This is a genomic window from Afipia sp. GW821-FHT04G03, from assembly GCF_059419985.1.
Genome location: NZ_JBWKSV010000004.1, coordinates 461,988 through 488,530, shown reverse-complemented (window position 1 = coordinate 488,530; position 26,543 = coordinate 461,988). Strand labels below are relative to the sequence as shown.

The following is a 26,543-nucleotide window of genomic DNA, read 5'->3' as shown; positions in this document are numbered from 1 at the left end:
ATTACTCCGCCGCTGCGCGTTCTGTGGCGCGGTGAGCAAGGAAGCGTTCCGCTTCCAGCGCCGCCATACAGCCGAGGCCGGCGGCCGTGACGGCCTGCCGGTAGGTTTCGTCGGCAACGTCGCCTGCCGCGAAGACGCCGGGCACCGAGGTCGCGGTGGAATGCGGTGCGATCTCGACATAACCGGACGGTTTGAGTTTCAACTGGCCTGTCACGAGTTCGGTCGCCGGTGCGTGACCGATGGCGATGAAGACGCCGTCGGCGGCGTGCTCGGTGACTGCGCCGCTCTTGAGATTTTTCAGGCGAACATGCGTGACCTTGGAAGGATTTTCCGAACCGCGGATCTCATCCACCTCGCTGTCCCAGATCACGGCGATCTTGGGATGCTTGAACAGGCGGTCCTGCAGGATGCGCTCGGCACGCAGGCTGTCGCGGCGATGCACCAGCGTCACCTTCGAGGCGAAGTTGGTCAGGAACAGCGCTTCCTCCACGGCGGTGTTGCCGCCGCCGATCACGAACACTTCCTTGCCGCGATAAAAGAAGCCGTCGCACGTGGCGCAGGCAGAAACGCCGAAGCCCTTGAATTTTTCTTCCGAGGGAATGCCGAGCCAGCGCGCCTGCGCGCCAGTGGACAGGATCACGGAGTCAGCCAGATAGACGTCGCCGCTGTCGGTGGTGATCCGGAACGGGCGCTGGTTCAGTTCGAGCTTGTTGACGTGGTCGGTGACGATCTTGGTGCCGACATGCGCCGCCTGCTTCTCCATCTGCTCCATCAGCCAGGGACCCTGGATGACGTCGGCGAAGCCCGGATAGTTTTCGACATCGGTGGTGATGGTGAGCTGGCCGCCGGGCTGGATGCCCTGGATCAGGACCGGCTCAAGCATGGCCCGCGCAGCGTAGATGGCAGCGGTGTAGCCTGCGGGTCCGGACCCGATGATGACGACCTTGGCATGAATAGGAGCGGCCATAACGCGACCCTCAGTAGCTTTGTTGCATGGAATGGTCAGCGAAGAGGCGGTAAATGCCCGCAAAGACATCGCTGCGGCGTCAAAAGTGTCACTTCTGAATGTAGGCTATCCAGCGAGCCATGCAAGATATGCAACCCATATCCTGAAATTTTCCCCAGCTCGTCACGAGATAGCAACTCGCGAAATAAAATTGCGCGAAACGATGTTGCTGGTTAGAACTATGCCGGAATCGGCCGGGATGGGTCCGGCCGCCCTGAAATTGGGAACACGCGTGTCAAAGAGCCTCGACGAAATCGATCTGAAAATCCTCAGTGAAATTCAGGCCGACGGCCGGATCACCAATGTGGAACTGGCCAAGCGGGTCGGTATCTCACCGCCGCCGTGCCTGCGCCGGGTCCGGACACTGGAGGAGGAGGGCTACATCCGCGGCTATCGCGGATTGCTCGATCCGCCGTCGCTGGGCTTCGACGTGACCGTGTTCGCCTCCGTCCACCTGTCGAGCCAGGCCGACGCCGACCTGCGCGCGTTCGAGGAATTCGTCCGTGACGAGCCGCTGGTGCGCGAATGCTGGATGCTGTCGGGCGACGTCGATTTCATTCTCAAATGCGTCGCGCCCGACATGGCGACCTTTCAAGCCTTCGTCTCGCATCTCACCGCAGCACCCCACGTGCGCAACGTGCGCACCTCGCTGGTTCTGCACAATTCCAAGGATGCGCCGGACGTGCCGCTTGAGCTGAAAGTGCCGCACGGCTGAGGACATAGCGTTTGTGCATGGTGCCCCAACGGCACACAGGCGTTTTCCTCTGCGATACAACCCTCTACAAGCGGCTTGCCGGGCGCTTCCCTCGCGCCCACTTGCGTGAAGGGGGCTAACGTTGACTCTGTTTCAGGTCGTCGTGCTGACGGTGGCGGGATTTGTCGCGGGCACAATGAACGCCATTGCCGGCGGCGGCACGTTCGTGACGTTCGCTGCGCTCGTTGTCAGCGGGCTGCCGACGCTCGACGCCAACGCCACCAGCGCCGTGGCGCTGACTCCCGCCAATCTCGCCAGTGTCGCGGCCTATCGCTCCGAGGTGCGAACGCACTTCCGCGAGATGCTTCCGTTCGCGATCATCGGACTGGTCGGCGGCGGCGCCGGCGCATTGCTGCTGATCTGGCTCGGCGACGGCGGCTTCCGCCCGATGGTGCCGTGGCTGCTGCTGCTGGCCACTTTGCTGTTCGCGTTCAGCAACCAGATTCGTGCCTTTGTTGAACCATGGTCGCGCGGACAGCATGCAGGTGCGCGGATTGCCGCCTACGGGTTCATGATGTTGGTGGCGATCTATGGCGGGTTCTTCGGAGCCGGCACGGGCATCATGATGCTCGCGGCACTGGCCATCCTCGAAAGCGGCAATTTTCACAAGGCCAACGCGACCAAGATTGTTGTCGCGTTTCTGATTCAGGTCATGTCGGCGGCATTGCTGATCGCCGGCGGTCTGGTGCACTGGCCGCACGCGCTGGTGACGATCGCAGCTTCCGCCTTCGGCGGATATTACGGCGTTAGCCTCGCGCGCATTGTGCCGGAAAAAATAATCCGCGCCGCGGTGGTGACCATCGGCGCGGGTTTAACGATTGTATTCTTCCTGAAGTGACGCTTACGCCTTCTTGCGCATCGACGCGTCGAGGCTCCATGGGCCGGGACCGGCGGCCGCAAGATAGAGGCAGGCGAAGCAGAACAGGATCGCTGCGGTGCCGCCGTTGAGCAGCGGCAGGAACACCGCGTTGCCGCCCTTGAACATGTGCCCGATGAAATAGGCGAAGGCCATCTGGCCGGCGAGAATGAACGCCGCGAAGCGCGTGAACAATCCGACCATCAGCAGCGCGCCCAGAACAAGTTCGATCGTTCCCGCAACCACGATGAGCGGCGGAATGTTGGCGAAGTACGGCAGCACGGGAAACTTGAAGATCTTGGCCACGCCGTACTGAAACAACAGCAGGCCGGTGATGATACGAAACAGGCTCAGAAGCTGAGGCCGGTAAGGCGCCAGGAAGTTCTCGTATTGCATATGACATCCCCCATTTGAAACACGCGATTTGATAACGCGCCGGTCGGGGAAGCAATAGTGCTGCTGCCCGGAAATCAGATGACGATTTCGTGGGCGCGGCTGGAATAATTCAGAGAAGGCACTGTTGCCGCTGTGCGCCGGTTTCCCGGCGGATACCGGGGGTCACTTGGTCTGCGGTTCGCTCTGCGGAACATCGGCCGCGATGCAGCGGATCGCCTTGGGCTGACAGGCAAAGCCGATGTTCGAGCAGGTCGGCGCTTCGCCCTTGGCGCCGCGCGTGCAGTTCACGCAGTCATCGGTCCAGCGTGAGCAGTTCGGCTGGTTGACGTGAACCGACAACTCCCTTGGCTTGACGGGCGGCGGGATTGCAATTTCCGCGGCCCGCGCGCCGGTGGCAGCGAGCAAGGCCGCTGCAATCGCTGCCGTGAAAAAGGATCGCCGCATGACCGAAACCATCTCCGCCGGGAGAATGGCTCCGGCGCATATCCATCATAAAAGAAAATGGCCGGGAAATCCCGGCCATTTCATGGAATTACTTTCTTGAGAAGCTGGCCCGCTTACTTCCAGTCCACCTTGGTGATCTCGTAAGCCTTGGCGCCGCCGGGAGCGACGACTTCGACGGACGCGCCCTTCTTCTTGCCGATCAGTGCGCGCGCAAGCGGCGACGTGATCGAGATGCGGCCCTTCTTGGCGTCGGCCTCGGGCTCGCCGACGATCTGCCAGACAGCCTTCTTCTCGGTGTCTTCATCGATCAGCGTGACGGTGGCGCCGAACATGATGGTGTCGCCGGAAAGCTTCGAGACGTCGATGATGTCCGCGCGCGCGAGCTTGTCCTCGATCTCCGCGATACGGCCCTCGTTGTGCGACTGGGCTTCCTTCGCGGCGTGATACTCGGCGTTCTCCGACAGGTCGCCATGCGCGCGCGCTTCGGCGATCTGCTCGACGATGCGCGGACGGTCCACCGACTGGCGCTGCTTCAATTCAACTTCCAGGGCGGCGTAGCCCCCCTGGGTCATGGGTACCTTTTCAACCATATCGTCGTCCTTAGAATCCCGTGCGGCGAACACTGTCCGTACGAAACGTTTTGTTTGAACCCGTCGGCTTCTGGCTGCCGCGGGGAACGAAAGAGAACATCATCGCGGCCGGACGGTTCCCGCCGCAAGTCCCACTTTAATATGTCGGACGTGGTGGCCGACTTAACAATTCAGAGATCGGAGAAATAACCTTGCAGGGTACGAACCTCGAGGTCCCCGCCCAGATAGGCCCGGATGCCCTGTGCGGCTGCCAGCGCACCCGAAAGAGTGGTGTAATATGGCACTTTATGCAAGAGGGCAGCGCGCCGCAGCGAACGGCTGTCGGCGAGCGCCTGCGGGCCTTCGGTGGTATTGAAAACCAGTTGCACCTCGCCATTGGTGATGGCGTCCACGATATGCGGCCGGCCTTCCAGCACCTTGTTGATCTTTTCGGCGGGAACGCCGCTTTCGACGAGAAAGCGCTGGGTGCCTGACGTGGCGATTACCTTGAAGCCGACCGCAGCGAGTTGTTTCACGGCGTCGAGAATGCGCGCCTTGTCGTTTTCACGCACCGACACGAACACGGTTCCCTTGCGGGGAACGCGCGTGCCGCCGCCGAGCTGGCTCTTGGCGAATGCGACTGCGAACGAGCGATCGATGCCCATGATCTCGCCGGTCGATTTCATTTCCGGACCGAGCACGGTATCGACGCCGGGGAAGCGCGCGAACGGGAACACCGATTCCTTGACGCCGACATGGCCGAGCTTGCGCGGCTTCAGCTTGAAGTCCGCGAGCTTCTCACCTGCCATGATGCGCGCGGCGATCTTCGCGACCGGAATGCCGACCACCTTGGCGACGAACGGCACCGTGCGCGAGGCGCGCGGATTGACTTCCAGCACGTAGATGTCGCCATCCTTGATGGCGTACTGCACGTTCATCAGGCCGACCACGTCGAGGCCGAGCGCGAGTTCGCGGGTCTGGCGTTCGAGTTCGGCGATCACCGAAGGTTCGAGCGAATGCGGCGGCAGCGAACAGGCCGAGTCGCCGGAGTGAATGCCGGCCTCTTCGATGTGCTCCATGATGCCGACGACGAACGTATCTTTTCCGTCGCACAGGCAGTCGACGTCGACTTCGGTGGCGTCGGACAGGTAGCGGTCGAACAGCAGCGGGTTCTTGCCGAGCACCGTGTTGATTTGGCCGGTCTTGTCGTTCGGATAGCGCGCCTTGACGTCGGCCGGCACCAGTCCCGGCAGCGTGTCGAGCAGGTAATCGCCGAGCTGCGACTCCTCGCGGATGATCTGCATGGCGCGGCCGCCGAGCACGTAGGACGGTCGAACCACAAGCGGCAGACCGAGGTCGGCGGCGACAAGACGGGCCTGCTCCACCGAATAGGCGATGCCGTTCTTCGGCTGCTTCAGGCGCAGCTTGTCCAGCACGCGCTTGAAGCGGTCGCGGTCTTCCGAAAGGTCGATGGCATCAGGCGACGTTCCGAGGATCGGCACATCGGCATCTTCCAGCGCGCGCGCGAGCTTCAGCGGCGTCTGGCCGCCGAACTGCACGATCACGCCGTGAAGCTTGCCGTTGGTACGCTCGGTATCGATGATCTCCAGCACGTCCTCGGCGGTGAGCGGCTCGAAGTACAGGCGATCCGCGGTGTCGTAGTCGGTCGACACCGTTTCGGGATTGCAGTTGACCATGATGGTCTCGTAGCCGGCGTCATGCAGCGCGAAGCACGCATGGCAACAGCAGTAGTCGAACTCGATGCCCTGGCCGATGCGGTTGGGACCGCCGCCGAGGATGATGACCTTGTTCTTGTCGGACGGGGCGCTTTCGTCGGCCATCGCGCCTGCGAACGGCGCTTCGTAGGTCGAATACATATAGGCGGTGGGAGAGGCGAATTCGGCGGCGCAGGTGTCGATGCGTTTGAACACCGGGCGCACGTTGAGCGCGCGGCGCGCGGCTTTCACCTCGGCTTCGGTCTGGCCGGCAAGCACCGCGAGGCGTGCGTCGGAGAAACCCATCGCCTTCAAGGTGCGCATGCTATGGGCGTTGCCCGGCAGGCCGTGCGCCTTGATCTTGGCTTCCATCTCCACGATGCCGCGCATCTCGGCGAGGAACCACGGATCGATCTTGCACGAGGTGAAGATTTCCTCGTCGGTCCAGCCGAGCCGCATGGCCTGCGCGACCTGCAACAGGCGGTCGGGCGTCGGCGTACCAAGAGCGGCGCGCACCGCGTTCTTGTCGTCGCTCTGGCCGAGGCCTTCGATCTCGATTTCATCCAGACCCGTGAGGCCGGTTTCCAGCCCGCGCAGCGCCTTCTGCAAAGATTCCTGGAAGGTGCGGCCGATCGCCATCACTTCGCCGACCGACTTCATCGAGGTGGTCAGCGTGGTGGATGCGCCGGGGAATTTCTCGAACGCGAAACGCGGGATCTTGGTGACCACGTAATCGATGGTCGGCTCGAACGACGCCGGCGTAGCACCCCCGGTGATGTCGTTGGCGATTTCATCCAGCGTGTAGCCGACGGCGAGCTTGGCTGCGACCTTGGCAATCGGAAAGCCGGTGGCTTTCGACGCCAGCGCCGAGGAGCGCGACACGCGCGGATTCATTTCGATGACGACCATGCGGCCGTCGGCCGGGTTGACGCCGAACTGCACGTTCGAGCCGCCGGTTTCCACGCCGATCTCGCGCAGCACCGCCAGCGAGGCGTCGCGCATGATCTGGTATTCCTTGTCGGTCAGCGTCAGGGCAGGGGCGACGGTAATGGAGTCGCCGGTATGCACGCCCATCGGATCGAGATTCTCGATCGAGCAGACGATGATGCAGTTGTCCGCCTTGTCGCGGACGACCTCCATCTCGAATTCCTTCCAGCCGAGCACCGACTCTTCGATCAGCACTTCGTTGGTCGGCGAGGCGTCGAGGCCGCGCTCGATGATGTCGAGAAATTCCTCGCGATTGTAGGCGATGCCGCCGCCGGTGCCGCCCATCGTGAAGGACGGACGGATGATAGCAGGCAGGCCGATCTCGGAGAGCGCCATCAGCGCCTGGCCGAGCGCATGTTCCTGATAGCGTTTGCGCCGGTCGCCTTCATGGAGCAACCATTGGCGCTCGTGCTCGGCCAGCGCCTCGCCGGAGAGCTTTTCCTTCTCGGCGAGATATTTGTCGCGATACTGCTTCTTCAGGTCTGATGCGTTGGCGAGCCGCGATTTCGGCGTCTCGAGGCCGATCTTGGTCATGGCCTCGCGGAAAAGCTGACGGTCTTCCGCCTTGTCGATGGCGTCGGCGGTGGCGCCGATCATCTCGACATCGAATTTCTCCAGCGTACCCATACGGCGCAGCGACAGCGCGCAGTTCAGCGCGGTCTGGCCGCCCATGGTCGGCAGCAGCGCGAAGCCGCCGGGCAGGACGTGGCGTTCCTTTTCGATGATCTTGGCGACTATTTCCGGCGTGATCGGCTCGATATAGGTCGCATCCGCCAATTCCGGGTCCGTCATGATGGTGGCCGGATTGGAATTGACCAGAACGATGCGATAGCCCTCCTCGCGGAGGGTTTTCACGGCCTGGGTGCCGGAATAATCGAATTCACAGGCCTGACCGATCACGATGGGGCCAGCGCCGATGATGAGGATCGTCGAGATATCGGTTCTTTTAGGCATTAAGTCTCACGGGCAGGAAACTGGGCATAAAAAAAGGGCGCGCGTCCGCGCGTCCTTTGAACCCAGCGCTTGGGGTTAGCCATGCGCGCGGGCTGTCTTTAGACCAGATTCCTGAGCGGTGAAAGACCTTAAAAGCCGCGATCAACCGGCAATTTCATGCAGGTTATCGGCTGCAACCCGATGCCGGGGAGATTGAAGGGAGATTGGAGGTCCGGCCTGGATTTGAACCAGGATAAAAAGCCTTGCACAGCTCCCGCGTCGACTTCCGCCACCGGACCATGAACGAATCTACCGTGCGACGCTGCGGTCCACCATCCTGAACGGCTTTTAGAGTTAAAACTTGCTTGCGGATCTGCCTTAATTAGGCGGTGTCAGGTTCGGGGTTTGGCTACGAAGGTCATGCGCGCGGGATTGTAGCCGACGTTGGTTTTGGCGCGCGTCGCGGAAAAACCTGCCGCCGTCAGCTTCGCGATCGCGTCGGCTTCGCTGTAGCGCTGCAACCCGATGCTCTGGCGCAACTGCCAGTAATCCGACAGCGCAGTGCGCGCCAGACCCCACAGTGCGTCGGTCAGGAAGCCGTTCTTGGCCGCGAGCCTGAGCAGCGCGATCACGTCGGTCACGGCGCCGACCTCGGGCCGCAGGATATCGCCGAGCACGAGCTGGCCGCCGGGCTTCAGCACGCGCCGCATCAGGCCGAGGGCGCGGTCCAGTTCGGCCGGTGTCATGTACTGGGCGACCGAAATCATCACGGCGAGATCGACCGAGGCGTTCGGCAATTGCGCAAGGTCATCGAGCGAGCGGACGGCGATTTTCGGGTTCGGGCCGAAGCGGGCGGTCAGGCGTCCGCGCACGCCGGGCGCAGGCTCGGCGAGAATGAGTTCGCGGCAGGACGCTGCGACCTGCGCTGCGGACAAGGCCTCGCCGCAGGAATAGTCGAGCACCACGGCGTCCGGCGATGGGACATATGCCAGAATGTCGTTCGCGATCACGCGAAAATGCACGTCGCGATGCAGCTTGTTGACGTAAATCGTGTGCGTTGAATCGTAGTAGTCGATCCAGTCGTCCATCGGCTTGTCCGGATTGGGCACGTCCCGAAAGTGAACTTAACTCCGGGGAGAAAATCGTGCCTTCAGGTCAGGGTTCCCGCATGGAACCGGCGGGGGGTAGGATGCGTTAGATGGTCTGGCGAACGAAGTCCACTCGCCGGTCCAGTTCTCTCGTCACCCTCGTAACAGGAAGGCTCGCCGTGAGTAAAACCAAGAATTCCGTAAAGGCTGATCTCGATACACCGACCGACCTCGACAGCGCCGATGTCACCAAGGTCTCGGCCGCGCTCAACACGCTTCTGGCGGATGCCTTTGCCCTCTACCTGAAGACCAAGAATTTCCACTGGCATATCAGTGGCCGCCATTTCCGCGACTACCACCTTCTGCTCGACGAGCAGTCCGACCAGATTTTCGCTACCACCGACCAGTTGGCTGAACGGGTCCGCAAGATCGGCGGCACGACCATCCGCTCCATCGGCCAGATCGCGAAGCTCCAGACCATCAAGGACAATGACGAGAAGTTCGTGCCGCCGCGCGAGATGCTTCGCGAATTGATGGAAGACAACAAGAAGGTCGCCGCGGCCATGCGCAAGGCGCACAAGGTTTGCGACGATGCCGACGACGTCGCGTCCGCCAGCATCCTCGAGAACTTCATCGACGAGACCGAGCGGCGGACCTGGTTCCTGTTCGAGGCGACCCGCCAGGAGGGCGGCAACGAGGCGTAAAGGCACGATCCCGACCCGAAGGGCCGCGTTAGCGCAAAGTGGAAACCGGTTTTCGGATCAGATCATACCCGGGTAAGAGTTACGCTTTCATCTCGACGATATGGCAAGTTGTTGTGCCGTGCGCCAGCAACTTGCCCGCGGAATCGAACAAACGTCCTTCCGACATGCCCGCCTGACGGCCGGTGTGGATGACGCGGCCTTCGCCGCGCACCAGCCCGGTTTTCGGCGACATCGGCCTCATGAAGTTGATCTTGTATTCGAGCGTCACCACGCCCTGACCCGGCTTCAGCGCGGAATGGATCGCGCCGCCCATGCAGGTGTCGAGCAGCACGGCGGCGTAGCCTCCATGCGTGATCCCCATCGGATTATTGTGTTCGGCCTTCGGCGTCGCGGTCAGCACGATATGGCCGGGCTCGACCTCGACGATCTCGATGCCGAACAGTTGCGCCATCGGCGGCGGCGACACCGTGCCGTTCTTGATGCCGTTGAAGAAATCAAAGCCTGAAATCGGCGGGGAGGTCATCGGATCGTGCTCGTGGCTATTAGATGATGATTATCATTTAAACCTAGAAGTTTCGTCCCGCGCGCGCAAGTGCGGTTGCCGTCCATGGCGGCGTGGAGTTTGTCATCTGTCCACGTCCGCCCAGCGATAGCGAGACCCATAATCGCCGTGTTGCTTTCGGCCCGCTGGCGTTAGAATAGTTTCCGACGATGGGTGAGTGAGTATGGGTCCCCGCTTTCGCGGGGACGACACAACGGGGCGCTGACTTGCACGCTTTTGAATGGTTCATCGGCCTGATGCTCGGCGCCATGCTGCTGTCGGCGCTGGCGCGACGGCTTGGCGTGCCCTATCCGACGTTTCTCGCGCTTGGCGGCATCGGCATTGCATTTCTGCCCAATTCGCCGAACTGGACGCTGGAGCCTGACCTGGCGCTGGCGCTGTTCGTGGCGCCGGTGCTGCTCGACGCCGCGTTCGACACCTCGATGCGCGACCTGCGCGACAACTGGCTTCCGGTCACGATGCTGGTGCTGGCGGCGGTCGGGGTCACCACGGCGACAGTCGCGTTCGTCGCGCACTGGCTGATGCCGGCAATGCCATGGGCCGCGGCGATTGCGCTCGGCGCCATCGTCGCGCCGCCGGATGCCGCCGCCGCCACCGCGATCCTGCGCAGCGTCAAGCTGCCGTATCGCACCCTGAAAATTCTCGAAGGCGAAAGTCTGCTCAACGACGCCAGCGCGCTGCTGATCTATCGCGTCGCAGTCGGCGCGGCGCTCGCCTCGTCGCTGAGCGCAAGCCACCTCGTGCCTTCGCTGGCTGTCGCGATCATCGGCAGCCTTGTCGCGGGATACATCCTCGCGCGGCTCTCGATGCTGGTCACTGCACGCATCAGGGACGTGCCGACAACCATCATCATGCAGTTCGCCGGCACCTTCACCGTGTGGATTGCCGCCGAGAAACTCGATCTCTCCGGCATTCTCACCATCGTTGTCTATGCGGTCACGCTCGCCCGCAACGTTCCAGCCTATACGCCCGCGCGGCTGCGCGTGCCGTCCTATGCCGTGTGGGAGACGATGGTCTTTCTGCTCAACGTCATGGCGTTCGTGCTGATCGGGATGCAGTTGCGGCCGATCTGGGAAAATCTCGATAGCACGGTCCGGCAGAACTACGTTCTCGTTGCGGCCAGCGTGCTGGCCGCCGTGATCCTGACCCGGATCGTCTGGGTGATGAGCTACTACACGGTGATGCGGGCCATCGTCGCGCGGTTCGGGCTCAAGCCCCATCGCGCCTCGCTCAGTCCGCCGAGCATGAAGGGTGGTGTGCTGGTTTCATGGTGCGGGATGCGCGGCATTGTCACGCTTGCCGCGGCCTTTGCCTTGCCGGAGGGATTTCCCTATCGCGATCTGATCCTGCTCACGGCATTCGGAGTGGTGCTGGGCACGCTTGTGATTCAGGGCCTGACGCTGCGCCCGCTGGTGGCATGGCTTGCGCTCGATGATGGCGATCCGGTGGGTCACGAGGTGGGATGGGCGCGCCGCGCCGCGTTCCATGCGGCGCTCGAGTCCTTCGACGGCAACACGTCCGCCGAGGCGGAACTGCTGCGGCTCGAATATCGGCAAATGCTCGAACAATCGGAGAGCAATCCGGACGGCCTGACGTCGAGCGAGCTTCCGGCGGATCCGCTGCGGCGTCAGGCGATCACGGCTGCACGGCGGGTGCTGTTCGAGATGCGCGACTCAGGCGAGATCGGCGACGACGCATTTCATCGGCTGGAAGAGGAATTCGACTGGGCCGAACTGAGCGCGGCCAAGTCGTAAATCACGCCCGCTTTTTCTCGCGCATCAGGTCCGCGAACCGCTTGAACAGATAGTGCGAGTCACGCGGGCCAGGTGATGCTTCCGGGTGATACTGCACCGAGAACACCGGCTTGTCGGCCAGCGCGATGCCGCAGTTCGAGTCGTCGAACAGCGAGATATGCGTCTGCGTGACATTCTTCGGCAGCGTGGTCTTGTCGACCGCGAATCCGTGGTTCATCGACGTGATCTCGACCTTGCCGGTGGTGAGGTCTTTCACCGGATGGTTGGCGCCGTGATGGCCCTGATGCATCTTCACGGTCTTGCCGCCGAGAGCGAGGCCGAGCATCTGGTGGCCGAGGCAGATCCCGAAGGTCGGCGTGCCGGATGCGATGACTTTCTGGATCACGGGCACGGCGTATTTGCCGGTTTCCGCCGGATCGCCGGGGCCGTTCGACAGGAACACGCCATCCGGCTTCATCGCCAGGATATCTTCGGCGGATGTTTTCGCGGTCACGACCGTGACCTTGCAGCCTTCGCCCGCGAGCAGGCGCAGGATGTTGCGCTTGATGCCGTAATCGATGGCGACAACATTGAACTCAGGCTTGTCGAGCTTGCCGAAACCTTTTTCCCATTCCCACGGCGTTTCGTCCCAGGTGAAGCGCTGCGCGCTGGTCACCATCGGCACGAGGTCCATGCCCTCGAGGCCGGGCCATTCGCGGGCTTCTTCCTTGAGGCCGTGCAGATCGAACTTGCCGTCCTTGGCGTGCGCCAGCACGGCGTTGGGCATTCCCTTGCTGCGGATCAGCGCGGTCAGCGCGCGTGTGTCGATACCCGAGATGCCGATGATGCCGCGCGCCTTCAGCCACGCATCGAGATGCTTGACGGAACGGTAGTTCGACGGGTCGGTGATCGCCGCGCGCAGGATCACGCCGCGTGCGCCCGGCGTCGCCGCCATGTTCACCGTCTCGATGTCTTCGTCGTTGGTGCCGACATTTCCGATGTGGGGAAATGTGAAGGTGATGAGCTGCCCGGCATAGGACGGATCGGTGAGGATTTCCTCATATCCGGTCATCGCCGTGTTGAAGCAGACTTCGCCGACTGCATGGCCTTCCGCGCCGAGGCCGGAGCCCTCAAGCACGGTGCCGTCGGCAAGCACGAGGAGCGCGGTCGACTTGAGGTCCGGCCAGGCTGAGGAATTGTCTGATGTCGTCATAAGCGCATCACATAACCCCTGCGCCGCGGCGCGTCAAAGGAAGAAAACCCCGATTCACATGCAGTTTCCGCATATTTGACAGACCGCATGAGCCCCCTAATCTGCGTGAAGCGGTCGTGCCAAGAGCCGTATCAGGCAGGAGACAGGATTCATGAGTTCAATCCACGGCGTGCCGGATACGCGCGCGCTCCATTCGGGCGGAACGATCGGTAATCTGATCGTCAATGCGGTGGCGCGGTTCGGCGATTTACCGGCCATGGCCGACGGCAAGGTGCGATGGAACTACCGTGAATTCGGTGACACGGTCGGCCGTTTCATCAGCCTGTTCCGCTCGCTCGGCCTGAAGAAGGGCAGCGCGCTGTCGATTCTGGCCAGCAACCGCGCCGAATCCTGGGCCGCGATCTGCGCCGCACTGGTGATGGGCGTGCGCTACACGCCGCTGCATCCGATGGCGGCGGAGGACGACCACGCCTTTATTATTGAAGATGCCGAGATCGATCTCCTGATCGTGGAAGGCGCGAAGTTCGGCCCGCGCGGCCTTGCGATCAAAAGCCGCGTGCCTTCGCTCAAAAATATCTATTCGCTGGGGCCGATGGACGGCGTGCGCGACGTGCTGCCGGATCTCGCCAAGGCCGAACCCGCCCCGCTGGTCGACGAAAGCTCGTCTCACGAGATCGCGTTTCTGGCCTATACCGGCGGCACCACCGGCCGCTCCAAGGGCGTGATGCTGTCGCACCGCTCATTGGTGACGATGACGCTGCTGCTGTATTCGGATTGGGACTGGCCGGAGCAGATCCGCTTTCTGGCCGCGACCCCGATCAGCCATGCCGCCGGTGTCACGCTGTTTCCGGTGATGATGCGCGGCGGGTTGATGCGGCTGGTGCAGGGCTTCGAACCGGAAGTTTATGCTGGCGTCGTCGCTGCCGAAAAAATCAACGCGACCTTCCTCGTGCCGACGCTGATCTATGCGCTGATCGACAACGAGGACTTGCGCAAGCGTCACGACATGTCGTCGCTGGAGATGATCGTCTATGGCGCGGCGCCGATGTCGCCGGATCGCCTGATGGAAGGCATGAAAATCTTCGGCAAGGTGTTCGTGCAGTTGTACGGCCAGACCGAAGCGCCGCAGGTCATTACGTCGATGCGCAAGATCGATCATGACGAGACCAAGCCCGGACGGCTCGGCTCCTGCGGTCGCGCCAGCCCCTTTGTGGATGTGAAATTGTTCGACGCGGACATGAGGGAAGTGGGCATCGGCGAGCCCGGCGAAATCTGTGTCCGCGGGCCGCTGGTGATGGACGGCTACTGGAAGCGCCCGGACGCCAACGCTGAAACGCTAAGAGGCGGCTGGCTGCACACCGGCGACGTCGCGGTGAAGGATGCCGAGGGCTATTACTATATCGTCGACCGCACCAAGGACATGATCATCTCCGGCGGCTTTAATATCTATCCGCGCGAGGTCGAGGACGCACTGATGTCGCATCACGCGGTGGCGTCTGCCGCCGTGATCGGCATTCCCGACGACAAGTGGGGCGAGGCGGTGAAAGCCTTCGTGGTGCTCAAGACCGGCGCGAACAACGACGCGAAGGAATTGCAGGCGCACGTCAAGGACAAGCGCGGTGCGCCGTGGTCGCCGAAGACCATCGATTTCGTCGAGGTCATTCCCGTGACCGGACTTGGCAAGATCGACCGCAAGGCGCTGCGCGCACCTTATTGGGAAGGCCGCAAGCGCGGCGTGGCGTAGGTCCAGGAGTGTCACATGCCGAATTCACTTCCCGTCGTGCTGGTCCCCGGTCTCGCCTGCTCGCCGCGCATTTACGCGCCGCAGGTTCCTGAGCTGTGGCGCGTGAGTTCGGTGGTGCACGCCAACCAGGCCCGTGGCGGCGACATGGCGGCGATCGCGCGGCGCATTCTCGCCGAAGCGCCGTTGCGCTTTGCGCTCGCGGGTCACTCGATGGGCGGTTACATCGTGCTCGAAATGTTTCGCCAGGCGCCCGAGCGGATCGCGCGGCTGGCCTTGCTGAATACGTCGGCGCGGCCGGAAACGCCGGAGGCCGCCGAGCGCCGCCGCGGCTGGATCGCCGAGGTCAAGGCCGGCGGATACCGCGCGGTGATGGACCGGTTGTTCGAGAAGTTCGTGCATCCGGCGCTGGCGCGCGACGCGCATCTGCACAGGATCGTGCTCGATATGGCCGATGACGTCGGACCCGATGCATTCGTCTGGCAGCTCGAAGCCATCATGACGCGGGCGGATTCCCGGCCGACGCTGGCGCAGATCAAGTGTCCGACGCTGGTCCTGACCAGCGACACCGACAACATGGTGCCGAACGAGATGTCCACCGAGATCGCCAACGGCATCGCGGGCGCGAAGCTGGTCACGATCCCCGATTGCGGCCATCTCCCGCAGCTGGAGAAGCCGCAGGCGGTGACCGAAGCATTGCTCGACTGGCTGGAGATGTAGCCGTGTCGGTTGTGCGGGCGCGCAAAACCCCCTAAATCAACGGCAATCCGATTTGCCGCGAGGGAGACACCGATGCTGCGCGATGACATCAACAACGCCGTCAAGGATGCCATGAAGGCGAAGGACGAGCGCAAGCTTTCGACGCTGCGCATGGTCAACTCGACGCTGAAGAACTCGGACATCGAGGCACGCGGGCAGGGCAAGCCGCCGCTGAGCGACGAGGACATTCTCGGGGTGCTGCAAAAGATGATCAAGCAGCGTCAGGAATCCGTCGAGCTTTACGACAAGGGCGGCCGTCCGGAACTCGCGGCGCAGGAGCGCGAGGAAATCGCGGTCATCGCCGCCTATCTGCCGAAGCAGATGTCGGACGACGAGGTGAAAGCCGCGATCGCCGCGGCCGTGTCCGAGACGGGCGCCGCCAGCATGAAGGACATGGGCAAGGTGATCGCCGCACTGAAGGCGAAGTACGCGGGCCAGATGGATTTCGGCAAGGCCAGCGGACTGGTGAAGGCTGCGCTGGCGGGGTAATGCGTCGCGATCAATCGGGAGACGTGCCCATGCTCACCGAAACCGACAGCTACGACGATCTCACTAAAAACTTCCGCTGGGACATCCCGGCGCAATTCAACATCGCGACGGCCGCATGCGACCGTCACGCCGATGGCTCCGACAGGCTGGCGCTGATCTATGCCGATGAAGACGGCGGCACGCAGCGGCTGTCGTTCGACGAGATGAGCGCGCTGTCGAAGCGGTTCGCCAATGTGCTGAGGGCGGATGGCATCGTGCGCGGCGACCGCGTCGCGGTGTTTCTGTCGCAATCGGTGGAATTGCCGATCGCGCATCTGGCCGCGTTCCGCTCCGGCTGCGTGTCGGTCCCGCTGTTCACGCTGTTCGGCGAGGACGCGCTGGAATTCCGGCTCTCCAACAGCGGCGCGAAGGCTGTCATTACGGACGCGGGCGGCTTCGAGAAGCTGTCGAAGATCCGCGAGCGGCTGCCGCATCTGCAAGACATCTACGTCACCGACGGCGCGATCCATGCGGGCGCGCGGTCGTTCTGGCAATCCATCGAGGATGCCTCCGAGGATTTCGAGACCGTCGATACCGGCGCGGACGATCCCGCGATCATCATTTACACCTCCGGCACCACCGGAAATCCCAAGGGCGCGCTTCACGCTCATCGCGTGCTGCTCGGGCATCTGCCGAATGTCGAGATGGCGCACGATTTTTTCCCGAAGCCGGGCGACCTGATGTGGACCCCGGCGGACTGGGCCTGGATCGGCGGGCTGTTCGATGCGCTGTTTCCGGCGTGGTATCACGGCGTGCCGATGCTCGGTCATCGCGCCAAGAAGTTCGAGCCGCAGGCGGCGATGCAGCTGATGGCCGATCATGGCGTGCGCAACGTGTTCCTGCCGCCGACCGCGCTGAAGCTGATGCGGCAGGCCGGCGTCAAACATGACGGCGTGAAGCTACGCAGCATCTTCTCCGGTGGCGAGTCGCTCGGCGCCGAACTGATCGAGTGGGTGAACGCGACGTTCGGCGTCAACGTCCATGAAATCTACGGCCAGACCGAGTGCAATCTGGTGCTCGGCAACAATTCAAGACTGTTTCCGATCAAGCCGGGTTCGATGGGCAAGCCGACGCCGGGCTTCGATGTGCGTATCGTCAATGAGCGCGGCGAGGAGCAACCGCGCAACGCGCGCGGCATCGTCGGCGTGCGCGTGCCCAATCCGGTCACGATGATCGAGTACTGGAAGAACCCCGATGCGACCGCGAAGAAATACGCCGGCGGCTTTCTGCTGACCGGCGATCTCGGCGTGCAGGATGACGATGGTTATTTCTGGTACGTCAGCCGCGAGGACGACGTGATCACCAGTGCGGGCTATCGCATCGGTCCTGCGGAGATCGAACACACCTTGATGAAACATCCGGCGGTGGCGATGTCCGCCGTGGTCGGAATTCCCGATCCGATCCGCACCGAAGCGATCAAGGCCTGGATCGTGTTGCGGCCGGGCTTCACGGCAGGCGATGCGCTGGCGAAAGAGATTCAGGATTTCGTCAAGGTGCAACTCGCCGCCCACGAATATCCGCGCCACATCCAGTTCGCGGACAGCCTGCCGATGACCGCCACCGGCAAGGTGCTGCGCCGCGATTTGCGGGCGCTGGGCTAGCCCGGAATCCTGATCCCCATCTTCTTCAGCGCCGCCAGCATTCGCTGCGGCGGCTCCATCTTGATCGCCAGCGGCTTGCCGGTTTCCAGCACGCTCTTGAGGCTGGAGAGAATCGCGGGCCAGCCCGCGCGGCCGCCGGAGAGAATGTCCTCGTCGATCGGCCGGTCGTTGGCCTCGGACATCGTCAGGCGCACGGCATCGCCCGCCTGTTCGATCTCGTAGGTCACAAGTGTTTCGCCGAGCGCCTCGATGAGACCGGGCCAGTTGACGTTGAAGGTGACGATCAGCTTGCGCGGCGGATCGTAGGCGATGACCTCGCCGCTGATGTGGATCGAGCCGTCCGGCGCACGCAGCACAAACGCGCCGCCGACGCGCTCCTCGACCTCCACGCCGAAGCCGGAGAAATACTGCCGGCTGTACTCGGCCGACGTCAGCGCTTCCCACACCTTCTCGGGCGTCGAGGCAATGTAGATCGTATAGACGAGCGAGGGTTTGAACTTGCTGATGTCCACGACGGGCTCCTATGTTTCTGCGTCGCGCGCCAAATCGAAATCGAGCGGTTTGCCGGTTTCAAGGATGCTCTTGAGGCTGGACAGCACCAGAGGCCATCCGCCGGAAATGCTGGGCAGCGTCTTGCTGCCGTCCGCAAAATCCTCGTGGGTCACGGTGAGCTTGACCGCGGTGCCGTCCGGCTCGATGACGAACGTCACCCGCGACGGCTTTTCCTTGATCATTTCCGCGTCGAACACCGAATGCCAGCTGTAGGACAGTCTGCGCGGCGGATCTGATTCGAGAATGACGCATTCGTTCACCACCTTGCCATTCCTGTGCATCTGCATCGGAGAACCGATCTTCCAATCCGACGTCAGGTGGCAGCCGAACCAGTAGCTTTCCGTGAATTCCCTGTCGGTCAGGGCGTGCCAGAGTTTCTCCGGCGTGGTCTTGATGAACGTCGTGTAGACGAATTCCGGCTTACGCATCACGCTTCTCCAGTTGACGTTTTAGGTCGCTGAGCGCGGCGAGCTTGCTGCGCTCGAATTTCCTGATCCATCGTTCACCGATCTCGTGGATCGGAACGGGATTGAGGTAGTGCAGCTTCTCGCGGCCGTGCTTGAGCGACGTCACGAGATTGGCCGCTTCCAGAATGGCCAGATGTTTGGTCACGGCCTGCCGCGTCATGGCGAGGCCGTCGCAGAGTTCGAGCAACGTCTGGCCGTTGCGGGCATGAAGCCGATCCAGCAGCGACCGCCGTGACGCATCCGCCAGCGCCTTGAAGACTTCATCCATCGTTGAGATAATAGGCAACCAAATGGTTGCCTGTCAAGCGCCGCCTCAAATCGTTTGTTACGGGGATGAACCCCTTGCATTCGCGCCGCGTCTCACTCTTTGATGCCGCCGTGTGCATCGGGGACCATCATGTCGCTTGAAGTCTATCTCGCCTATGTCGCGGCCTGCATTGCGCTGGCAATCCTGCCGGGGCCGATCGTGACGCTGGTCATCGCCAACGGCCTTCGTCACGGCACGCGCGCGGCATTGACCAACATCGCCGGCGCGCAGCTCGGCCTTGTCATCATCATCGGAATCATCGCCGTCGGTCTGACAACACTGATGTCGACCATGGGCTACTGGTTCGAATGGGTGCGGTTTGCGGGCGCGGCCTATCTGGTCTGGCTCGGCGTCAAGCTGATACGGGCCCCGGCTATGCTGGACAACACCGATCAGCCGCCACCGCCGCCGCGTGGCGGATTCTTTCTTCAGGGCTTTCTGGTGCTGCTGAGCAATCCGAAGGTGCTGGTGTTCTTCGGCGCGTTCATTCCGCAGTTCGTGGACATGAAGCAGGATCACCTGCCGCAGGTGGTGTTGCTCGGCGTCACCTTCACCGTCATTGCGGCGCTGACCGACGGCGCCTATGCGGTGCTCGCCGGGCGCGCAGGCAAGATCCTTTCGGCGCAACGCGCGCGGCTGGTGTCGCGCATCTCCGGCGGCTTCATGATCGGCGGCGGTATCTGGCTCGCGCTCTCGCGTGCGAGGTAAACATGCTGCCGGATCTGCCGTGGTTCGTTTACGCGATGTTGCTGGCGCCCGTCGGCCTCATCGTGGTCGCGGCGATCTACAAATATCTCGAAGTCCGCGCCGCGAGCGACTGGCCGAGTGCGCCCGGCAAGGTTGTCGTCTCGAAATCCGAAGTGCGGAAGGTGAAGGTGATCGACAGCGACCGCGAGATCGGTCACCGCTTCGAGGAGCGCAATTTCGCGAATATCACTTACGAATATGCCGTGGCCGGGCAGACCTATCGCAACAACCGCGTCAGCATCGGTGAGGATCGCGGAAATTTCGAGGTCGCCGAAACAATCGCGCGCTATCCCGTCGGCAAGGCCGTGACGGTCTATTACAACCCGAGCAAGCGCGGCGAGGCGGTGCTTGAGCGCGACATGCCGCAAGGCATGTGGGGCTGCATCGGCTGGATGGTGGTGATTGCAGTCGGGCTGGTGTTTGGCTCGGCGATCGGTTTTCACAAGCTGACCGATTTTGTTTCGACCCAACTGCCCCGGCCCGAAATGTCGGGCATGACGGTGGCGCTTGGCGCGTTCGGCGCTGCGATCGCGCTGTTCGCGCTGGCGTTCCATCGCCGGGCCTCGCTTGCGAGAAAATGGCCTGTGGTGCAGGGGAGAATCAAGACGTCCGGTCTCGAAGAATTCCGCGCCGCGCCCGAGCAAGGCCGCACGCGCGGCACGACCCAGTTCCAGTCAAAGGTGTCGTATGCCTATCGCTACAACAACATCGACTATTCCAGCACGCAGGCGAACTACGGCGGGCAGGTGACCTCGTCATCGCGCTGGATGATGGAGCGCCTCGCGAAAAAATATCCCGACGGCAAAATCGTCGACGTCTACGTCAATCCGCAAAATCCGTCGGAGGCGGTGCTGGAGCCGCGCGCGAGCGGTGTGTGGATCATGTGGCTTTCCGCCATCGCGATCTGGGGCATCGCGTATTACGTGGCGGTCAAGGGTTAGCGCGTCACTCCGCCGGCATCAGTTTTCGGGCGTGCAGTGTCTCTTCGATTTCGCGTAAAAGCCGCGCGAGCCGTTCCGCCCATTGGTGCTGGCCGCTCTGGTCCGCAATCAGGTCCTGCCGGATCTCGATGCCGGTGTTCATGAGGTTGCGTCGTTCGCCATGCACCGGGATGGTGTAGTCGGTCGCGTCGCTGACCGCATAAGGCTCGTTGTCGCCGACCACGAGGTCGCCTTCCTTGCGCAGCATGTCGCGCAGCAGATGCGGCAGCCGCGCGTCGCGGTTGTACAGCGTGCCGATGTGCCATGGCCGCGCGATGCCGGCGTAGACCGGCGTGAACGAATGCAGCGACACCAGAATCGTGGGCAGTCCCTGCGCCTTGCGGCGGTCCAGCACCTGCGCGATGCGCGCATGATAGGGTGCGAACACCGCCTGCCGGCGCGCGGTCACCTGCTCGTGGTTGAGTCCGCCATTGGCGGGAATCTCGGTTGCTTCACTGATCAGCGGGATCGAGCCCGGACTGTCGAACGGCCGGTTGCAGTCGATCACCAGCCGCGAATAGCGCTGCGCGATCAGATGGACGTCCATGTCCTTCGCGAGCAATGTCGCGACACCCGCGATGCCGATGTCCCAGGCGATGTGCCGTTCCAGTTCGTCGGCTGTCACGCCGAGCTCGCCGAGCGCGCGGGGAATCAGGCGTCCGTAATGATCGCAGGTGAAAAGGAACGGCGAACGGCTCGCGGCATTTTCCTCGAGCACCGGCGGAACTTCGTCGTCGCCAAGGAGTCGTAAGGTGTCGGGTTCGTCGGGCAGGGCTATTCCTCGTTTTTTTTGCCTAGTGCTGCGGCATTCAAGCCCAACAATGAGCCGGAATCAAAGCCGGATAGCGTGTACGATCTGAAGATATGAACATTTCCGACGCAAATGCCACGATGCCCCTGCTGACGATTCACCACAAGACCGAGTATCGCTACGACCGCCCGGTGTCGTTCGGCGAGCATCGGGTCATGCTGCGTCCGCGCGACGGCCACGATCTCCGGGTGCTGTCGGAGCGGCTCGACATCTCGCCGCAGCCGTCCTCGCTGCGCCGGATTCATGATGTCTTCGGCAACAGCGTCGCCATCGCTGACTTCGACACCGCATCGGACCGGCTGGTGTTCGACTCCACCGTGACCGTCGAGCATTACCCGCTGGACGAGGTCGTCCTCACCCCGGACGATAACGCCTATTACTATCCGTTCGTCTACGATCATGAGGAACTGGCGGACCTCACGCCTTCGATGACGCCGCAATACAGCGATCCGGACGGCGCGCTGGCGGCATGGGGGCGGCAATTCCTGAGCGACGGCAACCGAACGCGGACGCTGGACCTGCTGATCGGCATGACCCATGGCGTGCGGCAGTCGTTCGGTTATCGCAAGCGCCATGAGCACGGCACGCAGCATCCGCTTGATACGCTCAGCATCGGCTCGGGCACCTGCCGCGATTTCGCGCTGTTCATGATCGAGGCGCTGCGGCGTCTCGGCATCGCCGCGCGTTTTGTCAGCGGTTACATTTTCATTCCCGGCGACGAGGCGCACGGCTATGTCGGCGGCGGGTCGACACACGCCTGGGTGCGGGCCTATCTGCCGGGCGCGGGCTGGGTCGAGTTCGATCCGACCAACGGCATCGTCGGCAATCGCGATCTCATCCGCGTCGCGGTGGCGCGGGATCCGCAACAGGCGATCCCGCTTCACGGCACTTACATGGGGCCGGCCGATGCCCATCTCGGGATGGACGTGACGATCCATGTGCTTTCCGTGGGCGAAGATGTGAAGGAAGCCGCATGCTGATCCGGGTCGGGTTCGAGATTTCCTACGGCGCCGTGGCGGAAACGCCGATGGTCGTTATGATGCGGATACATCCGTCGCGCGCCCGCGACATTGTCGGCGAAGAGACCATCGTCACCGATCCGAACGTGCGCATCCGCTATTATCATGACAGCTTCGGCAATATCTGCGGGCGGCTCACCGCGCCGCCGGGCGGCATCACGTTCAAGCTAGAGGCGCTGGTACGCGACACCGGAATGCCCGACGCGATCGTGCCCGAAGCCCAACAGATGCCGATCGAGCAACTGCCCGACGAAGTGCTGCTTTACCTGATGGCGAGCCGCTATTGTGAGACCGACCGGCTCACCGATTTCGCGTGGGCGCAGTTCGGCAACACGCCGCCCGGCTGGGAGCGTGTGCAGGCGATCAATGCATGGGTGCACAACCACGTGCGGTTCGACTACCAACAGGCGCGGCCGACCAAGTCCGCCTACGATGTGTTTCAGGAGCAACAGGGCGTCTGCCGCGATTTCGCGCATCTGGCGCTGACGCTGTGCCGCTGCATGAACATTCCGGCACGCTATGTCACCGGCTACATGGGAGACATCGGCATTCCCTACGATCCGGCGCCGATGGATCTGTCGGGCTGGTACGAGGTCTATCTGTCCGGCAAGTGGTACACGTTCGACGCGCGCCACAACAAGCCGCGCATCGGCCGTATCGTGATGGGTACCGGGCGCGACGCGGCCGATGTTGCGATCTCGACGACTTTCGGGCAGATGGTCCTGCAGAAATTTCTGATCATCAGCGATGAGATCGTCGAAACGAAAGCCGGCTGACCAGCGATGACCGAACGTCTGTTCGTCTATGGCACCCTGATGCGTGGTTCGTCGCATCCGATGGCGCAGGAGCTTGCAGCGCGTGCGAGCTATCTGGGCGCGGCGCGTTACAACGGCCGGCTTTATCGCATCACGCACTATCCGGGCGTCGTTGCGTCCAGCGTGCCCGATGAATGGGTCGCCGGCGACGTCTACGAGTTGCCGGACACGGTTCTTTTGACGGCGCTGGACCGCTACGAGGGATGCGGCCCGAATGACGCCGAGCCCACCCAGTATCTGCGGCGTCTTCAAACTGTAATGCTGTCCGACGGGACCAGTGTTGAGGCATGGGTCTATGTCTACAACTGGCCCGTCGAAAAGCTGACGCGCATCGTGTCCGGCCGGTTCGATGCGGTGGAGCCGTAGCTCAGGCCACGGCCTGCGCCGCAGCCGTCAACGCCGCGGTGTCCTTCACCACGATGGCAAAACGATCCGCGAGTTCCGACAGCGCCACGCGATGGACCACGCTCGCCGGGATGGTGCCGCCGAGCGGATCCGGCAGATCGCGCGTCGCGGTGGCGTTGGCGACAATGGTGGTGCGGTATTTCAGATCGAGCGCGGCGCGGGCGGTGGCGCTGACGCACATGTGGGTCATGAAGCCCGCCAGGATCAGTTCGCTGCGGCCGGTGCTTTTCACCAGCGCATCGAGATCGGTGCCGGCGAATGAATTCGGCAGGTTCTTGCGCACCACGACTTCGCCGGCGGCGGGCGTCAGCAGCGAGACAATCGCGGCGGTGGGTCCGTCCTCCGCGAACAGCGGACGGCCCGACGGCGCGTGCTGGACGATATGGAACACCGGAACGCCGCGCTCCCGCGCCAGTTTCAGCAGCTTGGCGGCTTCGACGATGGCGGCGTCGACCCCGTCCAGCGGCAGGCTCCCTTTGGTGTATTCGAGCTGGGCGTCGATGATGACGAGAGCGGATTTATCGAGCGCGCTCGGATGCAGCGGCGCGCCGGCGATCTGGAGCAGCGTTTTCGGGGCAGGGGCCATTTTTCTTGCTTTCATTGAGTTATTTCGGCGGAGCTGGACAATAGTGCCTGTGATGAACGGGGACAATCCGGCTTCCGTTGGGGGATCGGTCCCGCGAGCCTATATTGGTGGTCGGTTGAAAAGGCTCCGATTCTCATGCGCTTCACGCCCCAATTCCTCGACGAACTGCGCGCCCGGCTTCCGGTTTCGGAAGTCGTGGGCAAGCGCGTGAAGTTGAAGCGGGCGGGCAAGGAATGGAAGGGGCTGTCGCCGTTCCATCAGGAGAAGACGCCGTCCTTCACGGTCAACGACCAGAAGGGTTTTTATCACGACTTCTCCAGCAACAAGCACGGCGACATCATCTCCTTCGTGATGGAAACCGAAGGCGTCGGCTTTCCCGAGGCCGTCGAGCGCCTCGCATCGATGGCGGGGATGCCGCTGCCCGCGGTGACGCCGGATGCCGCGCGCCACGAACAGCGCCGCAAGACGCTTTACGACGTGATGGACCTCGCCGCGAAATTCTTTGCCGACACATTGACCTCGCGCAACGGCGCGAAAGCGCGCGGCTATCTCGGCGACCGCGCCATCTCGCCCGCAACGCAGTTGCAGTTCCGCCTCGGTTACGCACCCGCTGAACGTTTTGCGCTGAAGGAGCATTTGGGCGGCCTCGGCATTCCGGTGGACGACATGATCGAGGCCGGATTGCTGGTCGCGGGCGACGAGATTCCCGTGCCGTATGATCGTTTCCGGGATCGCGTGATGTTCCCCATCACCGACGCGCGCAACCGCGTCATCGCCTTCGGCGGACGTGCGCTCGAAAAGGACGTGCCCGCGAAGTACATGAACTCGCCGGAAACGCCGCTGTTTCACAAGGGCGACAATCTCTACAACATCGCGACCGCGCGGCAGGCGACCCATGACGGCGCGCCGCTGATTGTCGCGGAAGGCTATGTCGATGTGATCGCGCTGGTCACCACAGGTTTTGCCGGAGCCGTCGCGCCGCTCGGCACGGCGCTCACCGAAAATCAACTGGCGTTGCTGTGGAAGATGGCCGACGAGCCGATCCTCTGTTTCGACGGCGATGGCGCGGGCAAGCGCGCGGCGTTCCGCGCCGCCGATCTGGCGCTGCCGCATTTGAAGCCCGGAAAGAGTCTGCGCTTCGCCTTGCTGCCGGAAGGGCAGGACCCGGACGATCTCGCGCGCTCCGGCGGGCGCGGCGCGATCGAGGAAGTCATCGCGGTCGCAAAGCCGCTCGCCGAGGTGATGTGGTCGCGCGAGATTGAAGGCGGCAGCTTCGCCACGCCGGAACGCCGCGCGGCGCTGGAAGCGCGCATCAACGACCTCACCAACGGCATCCGCGATGAGGTCGTGCGGCGCTATTACCGGCAGGATTTTTCGGAGCGGCTGCGCAATGCGTTCGCCCCGCAGGGAAATTATCAGGGAAACTATCGAGGCAACGCCGGTGGTTTCCGGGGCGCAAATCAGGGCGGCTTCGGCAGCGAATCAGGGCGGCGTTTTCAGCCGCGCGCGCCGTTTGTGCCCGGCGGGGCCGGGCGGAACGACGCCCGGGGCGGGCTATCCACAGGTCCGCGCACCATCAACCGGTCGCCCTATCAGGTCGCGAGCCCCCAGTTCGCGGGGTCTTCCATCATGCGCGGCCAGCGCAGCGCGCTCTCGCGGCGCGAGGCCCTGATCCTGCTGTCCCTGATTAATCATCCCTGGCTTTTGCACGATCATCTCGAGGATGCGGCCGCGCTCGAACTGGCGCATCCCGAGGCACACAAGCTGCGCGCCGCCATTATCGGGGCCTTCTCGAATTATTCGCACACCGACGATCCCGCGGCGGAAAGCGCGCGGCTGCGGGCCAGTCTCGATAAATCCGGATATTCTGAGCAAATTCAACGTGTTGAGCGTTCGCTCACAACCAAGGATGTCTGGGCCGCGCAGGCGGGGGCTGCGCAGGAGGATGTTCTTTCCACCTGGCACCAGCTTGTTGCCTTGCATCGCCAATGGCACTCCTTACTTAGAGAACTCAAGGACGCCGAACTGGCGCTAGGGCAAGACAGCAGCGATCAGAACCTGAATTGGCTGCGCGATGTGAAAGCCCGGCTGGCCGAAGTGGACGGACTTGAGGCGCTGATCGAGGGTTTCGGTGAATCCTCGGGCCGGTTCCAGCGCACAAGCTGACGAAATCGCTGCGGGAGGCCTTTAAACCCGGCGCCAAGGCCTTAAAAAGACTCGCCAAACCGGGTTTTTACCCGCAAAAACAGGGTTAATCGAAGCTTA

At 62.8% G+C, this 26,543-nt stretch carries 27 protein-coding genes and 1 tRNA gene; 14 read left to right on the top strand and 14 right to left on the bottom strand.

Annotated elements, in window-relative coordinates:
* Window position 1: 1 nt before the first annotated feature.
* On the bottom strand, window positions 2-967 hold the full coding sequence (trxB, locus tag AC07UB_RS20475) for a thioredoxin-disulfide reductase (protein ID WP_492791959.1): 966 nt from the start codon (window positions 965-967) through the stop codon (window positions 2-4).
* A gap of 271 nt (window positions 968-1,238) precedes the next feature.
* Between trxB and AC07UB_RS20470 the strand changes: the two genes are divergently transcribed.
* Complete coding sequence (locus AC07UB_RS20470) at window positions 1,239-1,721, top strand: Lrp/AsnC family transcriptional regulator (protein ID WP_492791960.1); 483 nt, start codon at window positions 1,239-1,241, stop codon at window positions 1,719-1,721.
* Window positions 1,722-1,842: 121 nt separating this feature from the next.
* The gene (locus AC07UB_RS20465) at window positions 1,843-2,598 is read left to right on the top strand and encodes a sulfite exporter TauE/SafE family protein (RefSeq protein ID WP_494653813.1); all 756 of its coding nucleotides are present in this window, start codon (window positions 1,843-1,845) and stop codon (window positions 2,596-2,598) included.
* 3 nt (window positions 2,599-2,601) lie between these two features.
* Here the strand turns inward: AC07UB_RS20465 and AC07UB_RS20460 are convergent, their stop codons facing one another.
* From AC07UB_RS20460 to AC07UB_RS20435, 6 genes are all read right to left on the bottom strand, one after another.
* Window positions 2,602-3,012, bottom strand: coding sequence for a DoxX family protein (locus AC07UB_RS20460; protein ID WP_494653815.1), 411 nt, complete (start codon window positions 3,010-3,012; stop codon window positions 2,602-2,604).
* Window positions 3,013-3,174: 162 nt separating this feature from the next.
* Window positions 3,175-3,456 carry a hypothetical protein gene (locus AC07UB_RS20455; protein WP_494653817.1) on the bottom strand — a complete coding sequence of 94 codons (282 nt, stop codon included), beginning with the start codon at window positions 3,454-3,456 and terminating at the stop codon, window positions 3,175-3,177.
* Between the two features lie 113 nt (window positions 3,457-3,569).
* Entirely contained in the window at window positions 3,570-4,046 is a 477-nt protein-coding gene (gene greA / locus AC07UB_RS20450) for a transcription elongation factor GreA (RefSeq protein WP_492791964.1), read from the bottom strand.
* 170 nt (window positions 4,047-4,216) lie between these two features.
* A complete protein-coding gene (gene carB / locus AC07UB_RS20445; RefSeq protein WP_494653819.1) occupies window positions 4,217-7,681 on the bottom strand; it encodes a carbamoyl-phosphate synthase large subunit in 3,465 nt (1,154 codons plus the stop codon).
* A 204-nt stretch (window positions 7,682-7,885) separates the two neighbouring features.
* Window positions 7,886-7,959: transfer RNA gene (locus AC07UB_RS20440), tRNA-Ala, on the bottom strand.
* 93 nt (window positions 7,960-8,052) lie between these two features.
* Window positions 8,053-8,748 (bottom strand): class I SAM-dependent methyltransferase, encoded by a 696-nt coding sequence (locus AC07UB_RS20435; protein WP_492791966.1) that lies wholly within the window; start codon window positions 8,746-8,748, stop codon window positions 8,053-8,055.
* 179 nt (window positions 8,749-8,927) lie between these two features.
* On the opposite strand from AC07UB_RS20435, the gene AC07UB_RS20430 reads away from it, so the two are divergent.
* Window positions 8,928-9,452 carry a Dps family protein gene (locus AC07UB_RS20430; protein WP_492791967.1) on the top strand — a complete coding sequence of 175 codons (525 nt, stop codon included), beginning with the start codon at window positions 8,928-8,930 and terminating at the stop codon, window positions 9,450-9,452.
* 79 nt (window positions 9,453-9,531) lie between these two features.
* Here AC07UB_RS20430 and AC07UB_RS20425 read toward each other — a convergent pair whose 3' ends face one another.
* A complete protein-coding gene (locus AC07UB_RS20425; protein ID WP_492791968.1) occupies window positions 9,532-9,975 on the bottom strand; it encodes a PaaI family thioesterase in 444 nt (147 codons plus the stop codon).
* A 245-nt stretch (window positions 9,976-10,220) separates the two neighbouring features.
* Between AC07UB_RS20425 and AC07UB_RS20420 the strand changes: the two genes are divergently transcribed.
* The gene (locus tag AC07UB_RS20420; protein WP_492791969.1) at window positions 10,221-11,768 is read left to right on the top strand and encodes a cation:proton antiporter; all 1,548 of its coding nucleotides are present in this window, start codon (window positions 10,221-10,223) and stop codon (window positions 11,766-11,768) included.
* Window position 11,769: 1 nt separating this feature from the next.
* On the opposite strand, the gene carA is transcribed toward AC07UB_RS20420, so the two are convergent.
* The gene (carA, locus tag AC07UB_RS20415) at window positions 11,770-12,960 is read right to left on the bottom strand and encodes a glutamine-hydrolyzing carbamoyl-phosphate synthase small subunit (protein WP_492791970.1); all 1,191 of its coding nucleotides are present in this window, start codon (window positions 12,958-12,960) and stop codon (window positions 11,770-11,772) included.
* Window positions 12,961-13,111: 151 nt separating this feature from the next.
* On the opposite strand from carA, the gene AC07UB_RS20410 reads away from it, so the two are divergent.
* The 4 genes from AC07UB_RS20410 (at window position 13,112) to AC07UB_RS20395 (ending at window position 17,589) form a co-directional block, all read left to right on the top strand.
* Window positions 13,112-14,704, top strand: coding sequence for an AMP-binding protein (locus AC07UB_RS20410; protein WP_494653822.1), 1,593 nt, complete (start codon window positions 13,112-13,114; stop codon window positions 14,702-14,704).
* A 15-nt stretch (window positions 14,705-14,719) separates the two neighbouring features.
* The gene (locus AC07UB_RS20405) at window positions 14,720-15,421 is read left to right on the top strand and encodes an alpha/beta fold hydrolase (protein WP_492791972.1); all 702 of its coding nucleotides are present in this window, start codon (window positions 14,720-14,722) and stop codon (window positions 15,419-15,421) included.
* 72 nt (window positions 15,422-15,493) lie between these two features.
* Window positions 15,494-15,949, top strand: coding sequence for a GatB/YqeY domain-containing protein (locus tag AC07UB_RS20400; protein WP_492791973.1), 456 nt, complete (start codon window positions 15,494-15,496; stop codon window positions 15,947-15,949).
* A 29-nt stretch (window positions 15,950-15,978) separates the two neighbouring features.
* The gene (locus tag AC07UB_RS20395) at window positions 15,979-17,589 is read left to right on the top strand and encodes an acyl-CoA synthetase (RefSeq protein WP_494653825.1); all 1,611 of its coding nucleotides are present in this window, start codon (window positions 15,979-15,981) and stop codon (window positions 17,587-17,589) included.
* Here AC07UB_RS20395 and AC07UB_RS20390 read toward each other — a convergent pair.
* Genes AC07UB_RS20390 through AC07UB_RS20380 form a run of 3 tightly spaced genes read right to left on the bottom strand, consistent with a single transcriptional unit; the run spans window position 17,586 to window position 18,876 of the window.
* On the bottom strand, window positions 17,586-18,101 hold the full coding sequence (locus AC07UB_RS20390; protein WP_494653827.1) for an SRPBCC family protein: 516 nt from the start codon (window positions 18,099-18,101) through the stop codon (window positions 17,586-17,588). The genes AC07UB_RS20395 and AC07UB_RS20390 overlap by 4 nt on opposite strands.
* A gap of 9 nt (window positions 18,102-18,110) precedes the next feature.
* Complete coding sequence (locus AC07UB_RS20385) at window positions 18,111-18,569, bottom strand: SRPBCC family protein (protein ID WP_494653829.1); 459 nt, start codon at window positions 18,567-18,569, stop codon at window positions 18,111-18,113.
* Window positions 18,562-18,876, bottom strand: coding sequence for an ArsR/SmtB family transcription factor (locus AC07UB_RS20380; RefSeq protein ID WP_492792770.1), 315 nt, complete (start codon window positions 18,874-18,876; stop codon window positions 18,562-18,564). The genes AC07UB_RS20385 and AC07UB_RS20380 overlap by 8 nt, the downstream gene beginning before the upstream one ends.
* A 129-nt stretch (window positions 18,877-19,005) precedes the next feature.
* Between AC07UB_RS20380 and AC07UB_RS20375 the strand changes: the two genes are divergently transcribed.
* Complete coding sequence (locus AC07UB_RS20375; protein WP_494653831.1) at window positions 19,006-19,623, top strand: LysE family translocator; 618 nt, start codon at window positions 19,006-19,008, stop codon at window positions 19,621-19,623.
* Between the two features lie 2 nt (window positions 19,624-19,625).
* Window positions 19,626-20,603, top strand: a complete 978-nt coding sequence (locus AC07UB_RS20370; protein ID WP_494653833.1) for a DUF3592 domain-containing protein — start codon at window positions 19,626-19,628, stop codon at window positions 20,601-20,603.
* Between the two features lie 4 nt (window positions 20,604-20,607).
* Here AC07UB_RS20370 and AC07UB_RS20365 read toward each other — a convergent pair whose 3' ends face one another.
* Window positions 20,608-21,420, bottom strand: a complete 813-nt coding sequence (locus tag AC07UB_RS20365) for an N-formylglutamate amidohydrolase (RefSeq protein ID WP_494654194.1) — start codon at window positions 21,418-21,420, stop codon at window positions 20,608-20,610.
* 113 nt (window positions 21,421-21,533) lie between these two features.
* Here AC07UB_RS20365 and AC07UB_RS20360 point away from each other — a divergent pair, with 113 nt between their 5' ends.
* From AC07UB_RS20360 to AC07UB_RS20350, 3 genes are read left to right on the top strand one after another with little or no spacing between them, the layout of a single operon-like run.
* On the top strand, window positions 21,534-22,433 hold the full coding sequence (locus tag AC07UB_RS20360; protein ID WP_494654196.1) for a transglutaminase family protein: 900 nt from the start codon (window positions 21,534-21,536) through the stop codon (window positions 22,431-22,433).
* Window positions 22,427-23,248, top strand: coding sequence for a transglutaminase-like domain-containing protein (locus AC07UB_RS20355; RefSeq protein WP_494653835.1), 822 nt, complete (start codon window positions 22,427-22,429; stop codon window positions 23,246-23,248). Before AC07UB_RS20360 ends, AC07UB_RS20355 begins: the two co-directional genes overlap by 7 nt.
* 6 nt (window positions 23,249-23,254) lie before the next feature.
* Window positions 23,255-23,653, top strand: a complete 399-nt coding sequence (locus tag AC07UB_RS20350) for a gamma-glutamylcyclotransferase family protein (RefSeq protein WP_494653837.1) — start codon at window positions 23,255-23,257, stop codon at window positions 23,651-23,653.
* Between the two features lies 1 nt (window position 23,654).
* Here AC07UB_RS20350 and AC07UB_RS20345 read toward each other — a convergent pair whose 3' ends face one another.
* Complete coding sequence (locus AC07UB_RS20345; RefSeq protein ID WP_494654197.1) at window positions 23,655-24,278, bottom strand: cysteine hydrolase family protein; 624 nt, start codon at window positions 24,276-24,278, stop codon at window positions 23,655-23,657.
* 135 nt (window positions 24,279-24,413) lie between these two features.
* On the opposite strand from AC07UB_RS20345, the gene dnaG reads away from it, so the two are divergent.
* On the top strand, window positions 24,414-26,444 hold the full coding sequence (gene dnaG / locus AC07UB_RS20340; RefSeq protein WP_494653838.1) for a DNA primase: 2,031 nt from the start codon (window positions 24,414-24,416) through the stop codon (window positions 26,442-26,444).
* The last annotated feature ends 99 nt before the right edge of the window (window positions 26,445-26,543 follow it).

Excerpts from the sequence above, each read along its gene's own strand:
- dnaG (WP_494653838.1), top strand. The coding sequence starts at position 24,414 with ATGCGCTTCACGCCCCAATTCCTCGACGAACTGCGCGCCCGGCTTCCG.
- AC07UB_RS20360 (WP_494654196.1), top strand. The coding sequence starts at position 21,534 with ATGCCCCTGCTGACGATTCACCACAAGACCGAGTATCGCTACGACCGC.
- trxB (WP_492791959.1), bottom strand. The coding sequence starts at position 967 with ATGGCCGCTCCTATTCATGCCAAGGTCGTCATCATCGGGTCCGGACCC.
- AC07UB_RS20435 (WP_492791966.1), bottom strand. The coding sequence starts at position 8,748 with ATGGACGACTGGATCGACTACTACGATTCAACGCACACGATTTACGTC.
- AC07UB_RS20380 (WP_492792770.1), bottom strand. The coding sequence starts at position 18,876 with ATGGATGAAGTCTTCAAGGCGCTGGCGGATGCGTCACGGCGGTCGCTG.
- AC07UB_RS20355 (WP_494653835.1), top strand. The coding sequence starts at position 22,427 with ATGCTGATCCGGGTCGGGTTCGAGATTTCCTACGGCGCCGTGGCGGAA.
- carB (WP_494653819.1), bottom strand. The coding sequence starts at position 7,681 with ATGCCTAAAAGAACCGATATCTCGACGATCCTCATCATCGGCGCTGGC.
- greA (WP_492791964.1), bottom strand. The coding sequence starts at position 4,046 with ATGGTTGAAAAGGTACCCATGACCCAGGGGGGCTACGCCGCCCTGGAA.
- carA (WP_492791970.1), bottom strand. The coding sequence starts at position 12,960 with ATGACGACATCAGACAATTCCTCAGCCTGGCCGGACCTCAAGTCGACC.
- AC07UB_RS20455 (WP_494653817.1), bottom strand. The coding sequence starts at position 3,456 with ATGCGGCGATCCTTTTTCACGGCAGCGATTGCAGCGGCCTTGCTCGCT.
- AC07UB_RS20345 (WP_494654197.1), bottom strand. The coding sequence starts at position 24,278 with ATGGCCCCTGCCCCGAAAACGCTGCTCCAGATCGCCGGCGCGCCGCTG.
- AC07UB_RS20395 (WP_494653825.1), top strand. The coding sequence starts at position 15,979 with ATGCTCACCGAAACCGACAGCTACGACGATCTCACTAAAAACTTCCGC.
- AC07UB_RS20405 (WP_492791972.1), top strand. The coding sequence starts at position 14,720 with ATGCCGAATTCACTTCCCGTCGTGCTGGTCCCCGGTCTCGCCTGCTCG.
- AC07UB_RS20350 (WP_494653837.1), top strand. The coding sequence starts at position 23,255 with ATGACCGAACGTCTGTTCGTCTATGGCACCCTGATGCGTGGTTCGTCG.
- AC07UB_RS20370 (WP_494653833.1), top strand. The coding sequence starts at position 19,626 with ATGCTGCCGGATCTGCCGTGGTTCGTTTACGCGATGTTGCTGGCGCCC.
- AC07UB_RS20425 (WP_492791968.1), bottom strand. The coding sequence starts at position 9,975 with ATGACCTCCCCGCCGATTTCAGGCTTTGATTTCTTCAACGGCATCAAG.
- AC07UB_RS20400 (WP_492791973.1), top strand. The coding sequence starts at position 15,494 with ATGCTGCGCGATGACATCAACAACGCCGTCAAGGATGCCATGAAGGCG.
- AC07UB_RS20410 (WP_494653822.1), top strand. The coding sequence starts at position 13,112 with ATGAGTTCAATCCACGGCGTGCCGGATACGCGCGCGCTCCATTCGGGC.
- AC07UB_RS20460 (WP_494653815.1), bottom strand. The coding sequence starts at position 3,012 with ATGCAATACGAGAACTTCCTGGCGCCTTACCGGCCTCAGCTTCTGAGC.
- AC07UB_RS20385 (WP_494653829.1), bottom strand. The coding sequence starts at position 18,569 with ATGCGTAAGCCGGAATTCGTCTACACGACGTTCATCAAGACCACGCCG.
- AC07UB_RS20375 (WP_494653831.1), top strand. The coding sequence starts at position 19,006 with ATGTCGCTTGAAGTCTATCTCGCCTATGTCGCGGCCTGCATTGCGCTG.